Annotated in this window: 11 protein-coding genes; 3 read left to right on the top strand and 8 right to left on the bottom strand. The window is 60.0% G+C overall.

Annotated elements, in window-relative coordinates:
* From LOY50_RS23100 to yaaA, 8 genes are all read right to left on the bottom strand, one after another.
* Entirely contained in the window at positions 1 to 1,449 is a 1,449-nt protein-coding gene (locus LOY50_RS23100) for an alginate O-acetyltransferase (RefSeq protein WP_214512377.1), read from the bottom strand.
* Between the two features lie 11 nt (positions 1,450 to 1,460).
* Entirely contained in the window at positions 1,461 to 3,050 is a 1,590-nt protein-coding gene (gene algG / locus LOY50_RS23095; protein ID WP_253477854.1) for a mannuronan 5-epimerase AlgG, read from the bottom strand.
* 26 nt (positions 3,051 to 3,076) lie between these two features.
* Complete coding sequence (locus tag LOY50_RS23090) at positions 3,077 to 4,567, bottom strand: alginate export family protein (RefSeq protein ID WP_253478657.1); 1,491 nt, start codon at positions 4,565 to 4,567, stop codon at positions 3,077 to 3,079.
* A gap of 5 nt (positions 4,568 to 4,572) precedes the next feature.
* On the bottom strand, positions 4,573 to 6,057 hold the full coding sequence (gene algK / locus LOY50_RS23085; protein WP_309475803.1) for an alginate biosynthesis TPR repeat lipoprotein AlgK: 1,485 nt from the start codon (positions 6,055 to 6,057) through the stop codon (positions 4,573 to 4,575).
* 15 nt (positions 6,058 to 6,072) lie between these two features.
* Positions 6,073 to 7,242, bottom strand: a complete 1,170-nt coding sequence (locus LOY50_RS23080; RefSeq protein WP_214512380.1) for an alginate biosynthesis protein Alg44 — start codon at positions 7,240 to 7,242, stop codon at positions 6,073 to 6,075.
* 35 nt (positions 7,243 to 7,277) lie between these two features.
* Positions 7,278 to 8,759 carry a mannuronan synthase gene (alg8, locus tag LOY50_RS23075; RefSeq protein ID WP_003205316.1) on the bottom strand — a complete coding sequence of 494 codons (1,482 nt, stop codon included), beginning with the start codon at positions 8,757 to 8,759 and terminating at the stop codon, positions 7,278 to 7,280.
* Between the two features lie 100 nt (positions 8,760 to 8,859).
* On the bottom strand, positions 8,860 to 10,176 hold the full coding sequence (locus LOY50_RS23070) for a nucleotide sugar dehydrogenase (RefSeq protein WP_214512381.1): 1,317 nt from the start codon (positions 10,174 to 10,176) through the stop codon (positions 8,860 to 8,862).
* Positions 10,177 to 10,986: 810 nt separating this feature from the next.
* Complete coding sequence (gene yaaA, locus LOY50_RS23065) at positions 10,987 to 11,766, bottom strand: peroxide stress protein YaaA (protein WP_253477851.1); 780 nt, start codon at positions 11,764 to 11,766, stop codon at positions 10,987 to 10,989.
* Between the two features lie 298 nt (positions 11,767 to 12,064).
* Here yaaA and LOY50_RS23060 point away from each other — a divergent pair, with 298 nt between their 5' ends.
* The 3 genes from LOY50_RS23060 to LOY50_RS23050 all read left to right on the top strand — a co-directional run bounded on the left by LOY50_RS23060 (position 12,065) and on the right by LOY50_RS23050 (position 14,926).
* Positions 12,065 to 13,195, top strand: coding sequence for a polysaccharide deacetylase family protein (locus LOY50_RS23060; RefSeq protein ID WP_258689280.1), 1,131 nt, complete (start codon positions 12,065 to 12,067; stop codon positions 13,193 to 13,195).
* 28 nt (positions 13,196 to 13,223) lie between these two features.
* The gene (locus tag LOY50_RS23055) at positions 13,224 to 13,445 is read left to right on the top strand and encodes a hypothetical protein (protein WP_253477845.1); all 222 of its coding nucleotides are present in this window, start codon (positions 13,224 to 13,226) and stop codon (positions 13,443 to 13,445) included.
* An 86-nt stretch (positions 13,446 to 13,531) separates the two neighbouring features.
* Positions 13,532 to 14,926 (top strand): PhoH family protein, encoded by a 1,395-nt coding sequence (locus tag LOY50_RS23050; RefSeq protein ID WP_018606162.1) that lies wholly within the window; start codon positions 13,532 to 13,534, stop codon positions 14,924 to 14,926.
* Positions 14,927 to 15,068: the final 142 nt, after the last annotated feature.

Raw genomic sequence — 15,068 nt, 5'->3', positions numbered from 1 at the left:
TCATTGTCCGATTTGAGCCGTTTGTTCGGCTTGCGGAGATGCGTTGCGTTTACAGATTTTCGCTTCGATCTGCTGCGGCTCTTTACCGGCTTCAGGGCCCTGGACTTCGACAGCCAGAAGGTTTTGCGAAGCCCAGTCCTCGTCAGTGCGCAGCTGGAAGGCGAAACGTCCGTCGGTTTCGGAGGTATCCGGTTTTTCGATCTTGATATCCTCGTGGCGCCCATTCATGTACCAGAGGGTGGCTTGCAAGGTTTTCACCGAGGTATCGGCGAAGCGGATGTCGACCTGGTGGCTGCCGTTACGCAGATCCATGTTCTTGCTATTGACCATCAATTCGTTTTTGCCTGGCTTGAGCGCGGTCTTGCTGCTCATCAATGCCGGCTTGCCTTCGCAACCGTTGTTGTCCAGCAGCGCCATCATCTGGCGATAGATGGTTTCCTGGTCCAGGCGATACAGCGGCGAGAATTCCCAGATGAGGATTTTCGGCGGGTTCTTCTGGAACTCTTCGCTGCCCAGGTACTGGATCATCGCGCCCTCGAAACCGCCGCCGGGGAAGGCTACGTTGAGGATGTCGGCGCCGATGGACTCTTCCAGGAAGCCGGCGAAGTTGTAGTTCTTGCCGCTGTGACTGGTGCCCACGAGGGTGATCTGCGGGTTGCCGGAATCGCTGAACAGGTCGCCGTCACCTGCCTCGCCCTTAGGCTCGGTGGTGAACTGGTCCATGTACTGGATCGCATAGCTGGTGCCGCACAACTGCCCGGCCATGTTGTGCAGGGTGCCGGTCTTGCCCATGCGGCCGGACTTCTTGGTCTCGAACTCACGCTTGGGAATGTCGGCGAAGGCCGGGAGCTGCTTGACCTTCTCGGCGACGATCTTGGCGGTGCGCTGGGCGCCGTATGGCGTCCAGTGCTGGTCGCCACGGAAATAGAAATCGTGGGCCGGCAGGGTTTCGGGCAGGTTTTCGTTGGTCAGCGGCGACAGGTCCGGCACCACGTAACCCATCTGGGCGAAACGGCCGAGCATGGATTTGTAGTTGGTCAGGGCTTTCTCATAGTCGAAAGCGGCCTTCTCCTGTGGGTTGAGCTTGTTGCGGTTCACCAGGCCCCGGGTCGGCTGGTAGACGAGCACCAGCTCGACGCCTTTTGCCTTGAACGCATCGTGCAACTGCTGCAGGCGCTTGTAGCCGGCCGGGGTGGTGTTGAATTCGGTCCGCAGGTCTTCCTGGGTCCGGAACAACCAGTCGCCCTGGGCCTGCACCAGCGTGGTGAAGTTCTGCTGGTAGCGCGTGGTGTAGTTCTTCGCGTCGTGGGCTTCGGGGCACAGGTTGCAGCATGGCTCGGCGGTGAAGCTCGGGGCCTTGATTTCATCGGCGCGAGCGCCGCTTGCGGCGGCGAGAATGCCGGCAGTCAGGGCGGACAGGCCCAGGAGTTTGATCATCTTTGGGTTCATAAAGGTCATCCTCAGTCCCGCATTTCGGTCTGGCGTTCGACAGGGTCGATCAGCACGGCTTTCTGCTGGCGCACCAGCAGGTCGAGAATTTCATCCTGGCGCTCGCCAAGGATTCCCGTGAAGCTGATGCCGCTGGATTTGGTCGGCGCGAGCATGGACACGCGGTACAGCTCGACGCTCAACGGCGAGTCGATGGACAGCGGGCCGCTGCCGTTGGCAGCCAGTTCGCCGCCGACCACGATCAGCGAGACTTCGGCGTCGAACGGGTCGAGCTTGATGTCACGGTCGGTGTCGGACAGGTCCTTGATGTGACCGTAGATACCGGTCAGGCCGTTGGCCATGGACACGTTTTCGTAGAGGCGAATGTTCACGCTGTTACGAATACGGATGCCGTGGCGGCGGTTGCTGATCACCTTGTTGCCCCACAACAGGTTGTCAGCACTCTCATAGAGCGTGATGCCGTCGGTGTGGTTCTTGTAGATCTCGTTGTAGGCGATCAGGTTGTTCACGCTGTTACGGTCGATCACCAGGCCCGAGAGTTTGTTGTCATAGCTGCGGTTGTTGAAAATGAAGCTGTCGTTGACCTCACGGGAAATAATGATCCCGTGCTTCTTCTTGGTCCCGTAGACGGTGTTGTCGGCGATGATCAGCCGATGGGAACGGTCGTGGGGGTCGATGCCGTAGACAATGTTGTCTTTGTAGGTGTTGCCCTTGACCACGAAGTCGCGGGTTTCGTAGCAGTAGAAGCCGTACCACATGTCCGAGAACTCGGAACCGATGATCCAACCGGTCGGTTCCGGGCGCTTGAGGACCTTGGCCATGTTCGGCGTGTACTGGGAAATACTCACCCCGTACGACTTACTGTTGGCGTAGCCGAAGCTGGCCATCTTGGTGTTGACGATGTAGGTCTCGGTGCCACCCCAGGCCAGCAGGAATGGACGGAATTCCTTGGGTGAACGGAAGGTCGCAGGGCCGTTGTCCTTTTCACGCCAGCCGGTGACCTTGGTGTCGCGGATGAACATCTGGCCATCGTTGACCAGGAACGCGCCGCCCTCCTGGGACATGCGCAATTCCTGGGTCTGTTTGTCGATTTCAAGGATGCCTTTGCGGCCGACCACGATCGGAATCTTCGCCAGGTAGACACCTGGCGAAGATTCGATGATGTACTTGGGCTGTTTCTTGGCCAGCTCCTTGAGGTTCATGTAGCCATCGTCGACGAAGATGGCCTGTGGGATGCCGTGCTGACGCACGACCCACTCGGCCATCTTGTTGTCGCCGCCGATGAAGTCCTTCAAGGCGTCTTCCTGCATCATCCGGCGCACACTGACCTTGCCGGGCTTGGAGCGGACAATTTTTGCCGCGGCCGCTTCGGCGGTGTAGCCGGAGAGGTCGGGCAAGGTTGGCTTGGCCAGCTCCAGTGGCGCGGTCGGTGCACTGTTGACGGTGTAGGTCTTGGCCCGTTGCAGGCCCTTGGCCACGTTGCCCGGCTTGACCACCGGTTCAACGTTGGCGAACGCCGGCGAGCCGGCCAGCAGCATCGCTGCGACCAACAGGCTGATCGAACCTTTCATCGCCTGGCTGTTCCTGAGGTAGCGGTTCATTTCGGGCACTCCCATGGCCATTCGCATCAGAAGCGCCAGATCACGTCGACAAAGGCGCGATGCATGTACGAATCGACCTCTTTGCCGTAGGCGTCGCCTGGCTTGAACACGCCGCCACGAAAGCGCACCAGCGCCGACGGCTCATCAATTGACTGACTCAGCGCGGCCGGCAGCAGGCCTTGCTTGAAGTACTTGGTGACGACCAGATCGACTTCCTGGCCCAGGTCCTTGTCGCCATCATTCAGCGGCAGGGTCGAGGTGGACAGGATGGCGCCGGTCACGTCGTCGGTGTTGTTTTCCACGGCATTGATACCGTTGCTGCCCACTGGCTTGTTGCCGTCCACGCGCCAGAACTTGTGGTACACAAGGCTGGCGTCGTATTCGTCACGCAGCTGCCAGGAACCGAACAGGCTGGCGCTCTGGGTGTTGGCCATTTCGCCACGGAACGCTTCGCCGAAACGGTGCACGCGCGAGCGGGTGCCGGTGAAGTTCGAGCGGTTGCTTTGCAGGCCGTTCTGTTGGTACTCATCGCTGGCGCGGGCATAGGCCGCACCGACTTGCCATTGTGGGTCCAGGCGCAGGCGGATACCCAGGTCAGTGGCCCAGCCGTCCACGTCATCGCTGTGCTTGGCTTGCGCCGGGCGTGTGCCATCGGCGTTGAGCGGGTTGACGGTGTCGCGCTCGCCGCTCATGCCGGTGATGCTGGCCCAGTAGTTGACGGTGTTGGTGTTGCGCCAGTTGTAGGCGTCGCTGTTGGCTTCCAGGCCCAGCCAGGAGATGTCGCCGTTCTGGGTCTTGTCCAGGGTGTCGGTGGGCTCGCCCGGGGTCGGGTAGTCGAGGCTGCCGTTGTCATGGGAGTGGTGGGCACGGATACCGGCCCATTGGCCTGGCATCCACTGGTAGCCCACGTCGCCATAGACGTGCAGGCGGTCCTTGTCCTTGGGGGACAATTCCTTGAGGTCGGTGCGGTATTCGCTGAACCGTTCGGCGACGCCGAGGTTGGCCCGCAGCAAGGTGGTGTCGAAGGTCCAGTTCAGGGCTTCGATGTTGGTGTCGCGCCATTGGCCGTCGTCGTTGCGCAGGCGCTGGCGACCGAACTTCAACTGCTCGCCCGGGTAGGGGGTCAGGCCACGGTAGCCAATCCAGAACTCGCGCATGGCCAGGTAGCTTTTCTTGGCTTCGCGGTCACCGCTGTCGGTTTGCTGGGTGCTGCCATCGGACTGTTGCAGGGTGTCGGTCTCGATGATGTCGCTGGACGTCACGGCCTGGGCCATGGCGTAGGCGCTCCAGGCGCCGCTTTCACTTTCACCGTAGACCCATGGACGCAGGTCCAGGCCGACACCGTTGACGTCGCCACCGCTCTGGGTGCCGAGGTCACGGTCATCTTCGGACTGCCCGGTGATCTTCACTTCCAGGCCGAAATTCTTGCTATCGGTCAGTGCCGCCAGGGTCGGACAGGACCACAGCAGGGCAAACGACAGGCCAATACCAGCCTGCACAAAAGGATTGAGCTTCAAAAGCTTCATAGAGGTTCCTCGCCGTCATCTTCTTTTAGGGCTTGCAGTTCAAGCGTATCGGGGCTCATGGCGCCGCGAATGGCCTGCTCTTGTTGTAGCAGGCGTTTGGCTTGTGCAAGTTGCTGCGGCGGTAATTGTGCTTCGAGAGTTTGGGCAAGCTCGGTGGCTTGTGGGGTGTTTTGCGCCTTGGCCAGCTGGCTGAACACATAGGCGTTGACCGGGTCGGGCTTGGTGCCCTTGCCCTGGGAGAACAGCTGGGCAATGGCGAAATCGGCGCTGTTCTGGCCGTTGCGAGCGGCCTTGAGCAGGTGGTCCAGGGCTTTTTGCGAGTACACCTGGCCCAGGTAACCGCGGCGATAGATCTGGCCGAGGTAGTAGTCGGCGGCCACTTCGCGGCCAACGGCTTTCTGGAAATGCGCCTCGGCGACCTTGGCATCGGCCGGGACCCACTTGCCTTCGTAGTAAAGCTTGCCCAGCAACAGCTCGGCGCGCGGCTGGTCGGCGGCGCGGCCGTTTTCCAGGTACTGCATCATCTTGTCGACGTCACCCAGTTCCGGGAAGTCGTAGAGCAGTTGCGCCAGGCTGACCCAGGCAGCGGGGTAGCCAGGAGCGATGCCTTCGAGCAACGACTGGGCGGTCTTTTCATCGGTCTTGCCCAGGCTGGCATCGGCCAGGACACGGGCGACGCTGTCCACGCGCTGGGCGGATACGACGCCACGGGCGTGACCGTCCTGCATTTGCTTGAGCAGCGCGGCCTGCTGTTCCGGCTGGCCGCGTTTCTGATAGACCGTGGCCAGTTCGACGTAGCAGATGTCCGTGGTCGCCAGCGCGGCCTTGCAGACCTTCTCGACTTCGTCCAGGTGCTGGTCGTAGGTGCCCTGGGTGCGATAGAGCAGAATCTGCGCCAGGCCCGCTTCCGGGTAACCGGCGCTGCGCCATTGGCTGATCTGCTGCTGGGCGTTGACGTTCGGGAAGCTGTGGGGATATTGCAGGTACAGCATCGCCAGCGGGATCAGGGTGTTGCCTTCTCCGTTGGCGAAGGCTTTCTTCAACAGGCCTTCGGCTTCGTGTTTTTCCGCTTCAGTGGAACCGGGCTTGGCCACCAGCAGGCGACCCAGGCGCGCCTGGGCCCGTGGCGAGATGTCGGCCGCGGCGCGGTAAGTCGCCTCGGCTTTTCTCATCTGCTCGGGGTCGCGGCTGTCCACCTGGATGTCAGCCAGGCCCACCTGGGCCTCGCTGTAGCCCAGGTCGGCCAGTTGCTGGTAGTTCTGCTGCGCCAGCGCCGTGTCGCCGCGCTTGAGGGCTTCGTTGGCCAGGCGTTGATCGGGCAGGCCGGCACAACCGGCCAGGCTGACGGCCAGTGCCAGGGCACACAGTGTGCCCATGTGGGAACGAGTTTGCGGCATAGCATCCTGACCGCGTTGATCCTTTCGCGAGCAAGCTCGCTCCCACAGAGTCTGTGGGGTGTTCAGGATTTTTATAATGGTCACGGGCATATCCTCGACTTAAATACCGACGGCCATGGCTTTGTCGATCAGCCAGTTCAGGTTAGGGCCACGGGAGCTGGTGACTTCCACCGGACGGCCGGCCAGCGAGCTGTCCAGGGGTTCGTCAGGTTGGATCAGCACACGGATATCGGAGGACAGGTCGGCACTTTTCAGGCTGGTGCTGCTGACGATCTTGCCGGTACGGGTGGTGTCTTCGCCGGCAACCTGGAAGCTGACAGGCGTACCTGGGCGCACGTCGCCGAACTGGCGATAGGAGAAGCGCGCTTCGACGTTGGCCTCGGTGCCCCGTGGGACCAGTTGGAAGATCACGTCACCCTTGCTGGCGTATTGGCCGTTGGCGACCAGTTGCTGGGACACGATGCAGTCGCACGGCGACGTCAGGGTGCCGGTCATTTGCTTGCCGAACAGCTCCTCGACCTTGGCCGGCTGCAACTGGTTGTCGTCCAGGTGACCCTTGAGCACGTCGAGCATGCTGGTGCTGAAGGTCGCCAGCGGGGCGCCCTTGGCAGCCACGCCGTCGGCCTTGACCAGGCTCTGCACGGTGCCGTCGCGCGGCATGGTGATGGCCATGCCCGGTACGTTCACCAGGCCGGCCTGGGCGTGGCTGACGAAGTACATGCCGTACACCGACTTGAAAACGAAACCGAACGCCGCCAGGCCAACGACAAAGACCCCCAGGCTGAAGGTCACGGCGCGCAGGCGGCCAAAGGCACTCATGCCACCGTTTGCGTCTTTCTGCTTGCGAGCCTTGGTGAAGTTATCGCGCTGCAGGGTCGCCAGCACGTCGCCGACACCGACGATGTCGCCGGCCAGGTGCGAGGTGATGATGTGACGCAGTGTCGAGATGTCCCGAGGCTCCAGGTTCTGGAACTGGCAACCGGTGCGGCCGGTCTGGCGGTCGTAGGAACGGATCTGCAATTCAACGTCCATGGCCAGGCCAAGGTTGTCGATGACGAACTGCAGGCGACCTTTGTAGGACTCTCCGGTCTTGAGGGGCATCTGGCCGGCGTTGAAGCTCAGGCCGCCGGCGGACAGGTCCAGGACCTTGACTTCCATCGGCGTACGGTCAGGACCGAAGAAGCGCAGCTTGGCCGGGATTTTGACCCGGGCGTGTTGGCGCTGGGCTTCGGATTCATGCACTACGTTGACATTCACGGCGGTGTTCATAGGGGCGATTTCCTAGTTAATTCATTCAAGTCCGGTCAGACCATCGTCAGCAGCACGGCAACAAAAATGCTGCCGGCGGAGAAGGTCATGGTCCGAGACGACCAAGTGTTGAACCAACGTTGAAAGCTGGCGAGATCACGGGTCAGGTGGGTGGGCTGGCGGGTCCAGGACTGTTGATCGAGGCGGAAGAACACGTAGATCTTCACCAGGGCACCGACGATCTGGTTGTAATAGAGAATCGCCGGGTAGGCAGGGCCGATCCGGTGTCCGGAACACGACAGCAACAGGGTCAGGATCAACCGCGTGATGCCGATCCACAGCAGGTACACCAGGATGAACGCGGTGCCGTACTTGAAGCTGGCGATCAGTGCCACGGTCAGGCCCAGCAGCGACGTCCACATCGACACACGCTGGTCGAACAGCACCACCGAGGTGAACAGGCCCAGACGACGCAGACCCAGGCCCAGTGCCCGGGAGTTCTGCCGCAGGTTGTTGCCGTACCAGCGGAACATCAATTTGCGGCTGGCCTTGATGAAGCTCTTCTCCGGCGGGTGTTCAACGGTGTTGATTGCCGCATCGGGCACGTAGAACGTGTCGTAGCCCAGGCGCATCAGGCTGAACCAGCTCGACTTGTCATCGCCGGTCAGGAACTTGAAGCGACCCAGGCGCCAGTGTTGCAGCGAGTCGCTTTCCACGTCGGCGATGAAGTCCGGGTTGGTGACCACGGTGGCGCGGAACACCGACATGCGGCCGGTCATGGTCAGCACGCGCTTGGACAAGGCCATGGAGCACATGTTGATGTGACGCTGGGCGAAACGCAGCTTGTGCCATTCGCTCATGATGTAGCCGCCGCGCACTTCGCAGAACTCGTTGGTGGTCAGGCCGCCGACGTTGCCGAACAGCTGGAACCACGGCACGGTCTTGCGCACGACGCCTTCGGCGAGCACGGTGTCACCGTCGATCACCGCTACTACGGCGCGGTCGTCCGGCAAGTGGCGGGAGATGGCGCGGAAACCGTAGGCCAGGCCGTCGCGCTTGCCGGTGCCAGGGATACGCACGAAGTCCAGCTTGACCCGCGCTGGCGGGTTCATGCGGGCCCAGAGGCTCTTGACCAGCAGTTCGTCGGACATTTCCACGATGGAGCAGACCACGGTGGTGGGCAGCCCGCATTCGATGGCCTCGCGAATCACCGAGCCATACACCTGGGCGGTGGTCAGCGCATCGATCCGGAAGCTGGTGACCATCAGGTACACATGGGACGGATCCGCCGCCTTGCCCAGCTTGCGTACCTTGCGGCGCAGGTGCGGGTAGACGATGTACAGGAAGATCATGCCGCGCACGAAATGCGTTGCTCCCATGGAGTAACGCCAGATGCCCACGGCGCCGATCAGGAAGATGAAGTCCTTGGATTCGGAGTCGAACGTGGACGTGGGCAGCGCCATGGCGATGCCCATCAATAAACTCAAGTAAAACAGCCAACCGGCGGCCTGAAGCAGGCCGTGCTTTAGCCTGTGCATAATCTGCATCCGTCTCTATCTCGGGCGGGCCTTGTGGGCGGCCCGATGGGTTAAGGCAGGCGAAAGGCCGGCCGGAGCATGCCCCGGCCGGCAAACAGACTTACCAGCAGATGCCTTCGGTCCGGCCACTCGGGTTGGTGGCCTTGGACATGAAGCCGACCAGGTCGATGACCTGCTTGCCTTCCGGTACGTTTTCGGTCAGCGCGCGGAACTTCTCGTCGCGGTTACCCAGGATGATGATGTCGGAGCTGTCGATCACCGAGTCGAAGTCGGAGTTGAGCAAGGACGAGACGTGAGGGATCTTCGACTCGATGTAATCCTTGTTCGCACCGTGGACGCGGGCGTATTCGACGTTGCTGTCGTAGATCTTCAGGTCGAAACCCTTGCCGATCAGCATTTCCGCCAGTTCTACCAGTGGGCTTTCACGCAGGTCGTCGGTGCCGGCCTTGAAGCTCAGACCCAGCAGGGCGACTTTGCGCTTGTCGTGGCTGGAAACGATGTCGAAGGCGTTCTGTACCTGGGACTCGTTGCTGCGCATCAGCGAGTTGAGCAGTGGCGCTTCCACGTCCAGGGTGCCGGCGCGGTAGGTCAGGGCGCGAACGTCCTTGGGCAGGCAGGAACCGCCGAAGGCAAAGCCTGGGCGCATGTAGTACTGGGACAGGTTCAGAGTCTTGTCCTGGCAGACCACATCCATCACTTCACGACCATCGACGCCGACGGCCTTGGCGATGTTGCCGATCTCGTTGGCGAAGGTCACCTTGGTGGCATGCCACACGTTGCAGGTGTACTTGATCATCTCGGCGACGGCGATGTCCTTGCGGATGATCGGCGCATCGAGCTCTTCGTACAGCGACTGCAGAACGTCACCGGAGGCGGTGTCGAACTCACCGATAACGGTCATCGGCGGCTGGTCGTAGTCTTTGATCGCGGTGCTTTCGCGCAGGAACTCAGGGTTCACTGCGACACCGAAATCGACGCCGGCTTTCTTGCCGGAGCAGTCTTCCAGGATCGGGATGACAACGTTTGCCACAGTGCCCGGCAATACGGTGCTGCGCACTACGATGGTGTGGCGGGTGGTCTTGTCACGCAGGACAAAACCGATCTCGCGGCACACTGCCTCGATGTAGTTCAGTTCCAGGTCGCCGTTCTTTTTGCTCGGAGTACCGACGCAAATCATCGACAAGTCAGTATCGCGAATGGCTTCGGCGAAGTTGGTCGTGCCGCGCAGTCGGCCTGTTTGAATGCCTTGCGCCAACAGCTCACCAAGACCTGGTTCAACGATTGGCGATTTGCCAGCGTTGATCATGTCGATTTTGTCTTTGGCGACATCTACGCCAACTACATCATGGCCCCGTGCAGACAGGCAACCGGCACATACTGCACCGACGTAACCCAAACCAAATATGCTAATGCGCATCGCATTTACCTCTGTTTTCACGCCATTAAATGGCCGGAGTTAATAGTGTTCAGCGGTCATCGAGCACTCGGAAGTGTGGAATGCAGGCGCCACAGTGCCGTGTGCAGGCATACTAAGTTCCGAGTGTCTAAATAAGTGCACTCAAGTTGTGCGCAAAGCGGCCTAGTTGTTATGACCTGCCCTGTTATGCAGCCAGTCCCTGTAAATCAAGAACGCTCGTGCAAAAAGTCTTTCACCCCTGATCCCTGGCAAAAGCCCACAAAATCAGAAGCTTGTGTGCTCGGGTGAGCACGTTATAGGGGCGCAGCCTTGGCCTTGTAGGGGATAGTAATGGTGCGTTATCTCCTGTCCTTTATAAGGTGGATCCAAATAGGCGACCGTTTCGCTAAATTGCCATGACAACTTGGTTACTTGGATCGACGGCCTGTGTAAGTCATCTCTTACACGCTCCGTGAGAATCGTTACGGGTGGTATGAGCCGTGCAATTTCACATAGTTCCGATCCGCTCATCGCGATTTTCGTAATTTTTCGAAATATTATCGGAGATGGCACTGCCCTCAATATGATGGCACTTGCCGTTTCGCCCTTTATTAATGGGGAGTTAGGGGGGTGAGATAGTTTTGTGCCACTACGGATAAAAATTTTTGGTGCCACTACGCAAAAAACTGACGAGTGTCGAGTGAAAGAAAAGTTAGCGGGGGAGTGGGGCGATTTATTGACGTCATGAAACTGTCGAAACAGGCGGGGAACTAAGATGATAGATCGGGGCTTGATCGAAGCCCCCGATCAGGGGCGATATAAGGTTATGCTTTATTCGGGAGCGTGATCGCGCAAGAACACTAGTTTGTCCTGGCTCGACTGTTGTGCGTTGAAACGATAGCCCTGAACATCGAATTGGCTAAGTGCCGCAGGGTCGTTGATCCGTTCTTCAATGATGAAACGACTCATCAGGCCCCGGGCTTTTTTGGCGTAGAAGCTGATGATCTTGTACTGGCCATTTTTCAAGTCGCGGAATTCGGTATCGATGACGCGCGCTTTCAGTGCGCTGCGCTTGACCGCCGAGAAGTATTCATTTGAAGCCAGGTTCAGCAGTACGTCGTCGCCCTGGTCGGCGAGGGCTTCGTTCAGCCATTCGCTGATGCGCGTGCCCCAGAAGGCATACAGGTCCTTGCCCCGGGCATTGGCCAGCTTCGTGCCCATTTCCAGGCGATAGGGTTGCATCAGGTCCAGTGGCCGCAACAGGCCATAGAGGCCAGAGAGCATGCGCAGGTGTTGCTGGGCGTAGTCGAAGTCGGCTTCGCCAAAGCTTTGCGCATCGAGACCCGTGTACACGTCGCCCTTGAAGGCCAGCAGCGCCTGTTTGGCATTGGCCGGGGTGAACGCTGGTGTCCAACTGCCGAATCGCGCGGCATTGAGGCCGCCGATCTTGTCGGAGACATGCATCAGCTCGCTGATCTGTGCCGGGGAGAGTTCGCGCAGTTGCTCGATCAGTTCCTGGGAATGATCCAGGTACTGCGGCTGGGTAAAACGCTCGGTGGCCGGCGGTGTTTCGTAATCGAGGGTCTTGGCGGGGGAAATCACCATCAGCATGAAATCGTCTCCTTGAGGGTGCGGCGATTCTAGGGGGTTGTCCGGGTGGACTCCAGCTATTGGGGTGATAGGTGATCGGTGGTGGTGCTTTTGTGGCGAGGGAGCTGTGGGAGCAAAGTCTGTGGGAGCAAAGCTTGCTCGCGATGAACGATGACGCAATCTTGCAGATGGACCTTGTCGCCTGCATCGCGAGCAAGCTTTGCTCCCACAGGTCTGCTCCCTAAGTCCGCTGACCACAAGGGTATTGGGCCAGGATCGGCTATGATGCCGCGCGGGTTTCGTTATGGAGACATCCCTTTTGCGTATCGTTCTTCTGTTATCGGCCTGGCTGTTGAGCCTGGGTGCCATGGCCGCGCCCGCGCCCAATGATGCCGCGACCCTGGACCGCAGCACCTGGCCGGAACAACTCACCAGCCCGACGCTGTTCGACGTGGCCTCGCGGGCCGAGATCCTGATGTTCGCCCGGGTCCTGCTGGACGTCGACGCCATGGACGAGATCGCGCTCAAGCAGTACCTGGGGCTGCGCTCGGTCAACATGGTTGCGATCGACGCGCTTCGCGCCCGGCTGTGGCAGCGGTTGTTGGCCAGCTACAACTTTGCCCAACGCAGTTGCGATCAGGACGCGTCCTTCTGTTACCTGGTCGAGGACATGGCGACCCTGCGCGAAGAGGCGCGCAGGTTTCATCTGGATGACAACTCCTACTACATCAAGTGGGCCGCGCCGAGCCAGATATTTCATACCCAATACCGCGACGAACTGCTGCGTAAAGCCGCGCTTTTTCCGCAAACCAGCAGCGAAATCGCACGTTTTGGCGATTACGAACGCAACGGCGAAGACATGAACGACCGCCTGTTCCTGTTGACCTTCGACAGCGCCGCCAACGTTGTGCCGGACAACACTGCGTGGCTAACCGAATACCTGCGCAAGGCGAACATCAACGGCACCTTCTTCGTGCTGGGCAAGGACATCCAGGCGCGGCTGCAAGAGGGCTCGGTCAACAATCTCCAGGCGTTGTATTCGAGACAATGCGTGGGCGTGCAGGGCTGGGAGTTCCGCTCCCACAGTTATTGGCAGGACTGGCAAGACTCGGTCCGGCGCAGTGTCGAGCTGGTCAAGGGCAAGCTGCCCGAAAATTATGTGCCGCTGTTCCGTCCGCCCCAGGGCCAGCGTCGTGGCGATGCGCAAGCGTTCTTTGAGCAGCAGGGCTTGCAAGTGGCGCTGTGGGACATCGATCCCCAGGACAGCAACAATCGACTCAAGCCTGAGCAAAGCGCCCAGCGTGTGCTCACCCTGATGCTGCTGTGGCGCCACGGGGTGATCAATTTCAATGCCAAGCAGGATGGGGTGAAAACGGCGATGCCCTGGTTGCTGACGCAGACGGCGCAAAGCGGGATCGGTTGGGCGGACTGCCAGGAAGCGTTTCGCTGAAACCTGAAAAGGCCCGGAAACATTGGGGATGGCGGAAAAACCGGTACACATTCATGACAACCGGACTTCCGACTTTAACGGCGCAACGGCGGTACGCCAAGCGTTATTCGTCACTCTGAAAAATAAATTTCAAAAAAGCGTCAAAGTGCTTTTTCCTGTCATGGTTTTTGGAGTATCAAGAAGTCAGACCGCCGAAACCTGCAACACAGGTGGCGTCTTCCAAGACCCAGATTGTGTGCAGTTCACCTGAATCCTCGCGGGTGAATTCGGTGGCTACCTCGAGGCGCAGCACTGTCATGGTATTGCGTCGAATGGCCCCCACATAGGTGACCGAGTATGGATGACCACGGACGTAGCCCTTCCTCCAACCAGCCAATCCTCTATGTACTCGATACCAACGTATTGATCCACGATCCAAACGCCCTGCTGAACTTCGAAGAACACCACGTTGCCATCCCGATGACCGTGCTTGAGGAGCTGGACAAACTCAAGAGCGGACACCACAGCGTTGCGGCCGAATGCCGGCAGGCGATCCGCCTGATCGACAAGACCCTGGGTGACGCCTCTCCGGAGGACGTTGAGCTCGGCGTGCCGATCCAGCGTGGCAAAAGTGGTCCCAAGGGCCTGCTTTCGATCCTGATGAGCAAGCGCACCGAACCCAACCTGGTGCTGCCTGAACACCTGAACGACAACATCATCATCAACCAGTTGATCGATCTGCACGCGCGCACCAAGGACCAGGCCGTGGTGCTGGTGACCAAAGACATCAACATGCGCCTCAAGGCCCGCGCCTGCGGGATCGCGGCGGAGGACTACAGCACCGACCAGTTGGTCGACGACGTTTCGCTGTTGCCCAATGGCTACCACAACATGACCGGCTCCTTCTGGGACCGTGTGAGCAAGGTCGAGACCCGTCAGGACCACGGCCGCACCTGGCACCAGGTGCAATTGATCGACAACCTGCCGGCGGTGCACATCAACGAGTTCATCATCGACGAACAAGGCTTCGTCGGCTGGATCAAGGAAATCCAGGTCGACAAGCTGCTGATCCTCGACCTGCACCAGGAGCCTTTGCTGCATCAGGAAGCCTGGGGCCTCAAGCCCCGTGACATCTACCAGAGCCTGGCGCTGTTCGCCTTGCTCGACCCGGATATCCACCTGGTCAACCTGTCCGGCGCCGCCGGTTCCGGCAAGACCATCCTGGCCCTGGCCGCTGCCATCGAGCAGACCATGGTCAGCAAACGCTACCGGCGCATCATCGCCACCCGCAGCGTGCAGGGCCTGGACCAGGAAATCGGTTTCCTGCCCGGTACCGAAGCGGAAAAAATGGAGCCGTGGCTGGGGGCGATCACCGACAACCTCGAAGCCTTGCACATGGATGACGAAAGCACCCATGGCAGCGTCGACTACATCCTCAGCAAAGTGCCGTTGCAGTTCAAATCCCTCAACTACATTCGCGGGCGCAGCTTCCAGCAGAGCCTGATCCTGATCGACGAATGCCAGAACCTGACCCCGCACCAGATGAAAACCATCATCACCCGTGCCGGTGCCGGTTCCAAAGTGGTGTGCCTGGGTAACCTGGCGCAGATCGATACCCCTTATCTGTCCGCGACCAGCTCCGGGCTGACCTACCTGACCGAACGCTTCAAGGACTTCCCCAACGGGGTCCACATCACCCTGCAGGGCGTACCGCGTTCGATCCTGGCCGAATACGCCGAATCCCACCTGTAACCCCAGCCAAACCGGGCGACCCTATGGTCGCCCGGTTTTTCATGCCTGACACATAACCCCTGTGGGAGCGAGCTTGCTCGCGATGGCGGCGAGTCAGGCCCCTATTTTTATCTGACACACCCTCATCGCGAGCAAGCTCGCT

The organism is Pseudomonas sp. B21-010, assembly GCF_024749325.1.
GTDB lineage: Bacteria > Pseudomonadota > Gammaproteobacteria > Pseudomonadales > Pseudomonadaceae > Aquipseudomonas > Aquipseudomonas kilonensis.
Note: the sequence above shows the minus strand (reverse complement) of the source record. Positions and strands in the feature narration are given on the sequence as shown.

Excerpts from the sequence above, each read along its gene's own strand:
- LOY50_RS23055 (WP_253477845.1), top strand. The coding sequence starts at position 13,224 with ATGGCGGAAAAACCGGTACACATTCATGACAACCGGACTTCCGACTTT.
- alg8 (WP_003205316.1), bottom strand. The coding sequence starts at position 8,759 with ATGCACAGGCTAAAGCACGGCCTGCTTCAGGCCGCCGGTTGGCTGTTT.
- LOY50_RS23100 (WP_214512377.1), bottom strand. The coding sequence starts at position 1,449 with ATGAACCCAAAGATGATCAAACTCCTGGGCCTGTCCGCCCTGACTGCC.
- algG (WP_253477854.1), bottom strand. The coding sequence starts at position 3,050 with ATGAACCGCTACCTCAGGAACAGCCAGGCGATGAAAGGTTCGATCAGC.
- LOY50_RS23050 (WP_018606162.1), top strand. The coding sequence starts at position 13,532 with ATGGATGACCACGGACGTAGCCCTTCCTCCAACCAGCCAATCCTCTAT.
- LOY50_RS23080 (WP_214512380.1), bottom strand. The coding sequence starts at position 7,242 with ATGAACACCGCCGTGAATGTCAACGTAGTGCATGAATCCGAAGCCCAG.
- LOY50_RS23070 (WP_214512381.1), bottom strand. The coding sequence starts at position 10,176 with ATGCGCATTAGCATATTTGGTTTGGGTTACGTCGGTGCAGTATGTGCC.
- yaaA (WP_253477851.1), bottom strand. The coding sequence starts at position 11,766 with ATGCTGATGGTGATTTCCCCCGCCAAGACCCTCGATTACGAAACACCG.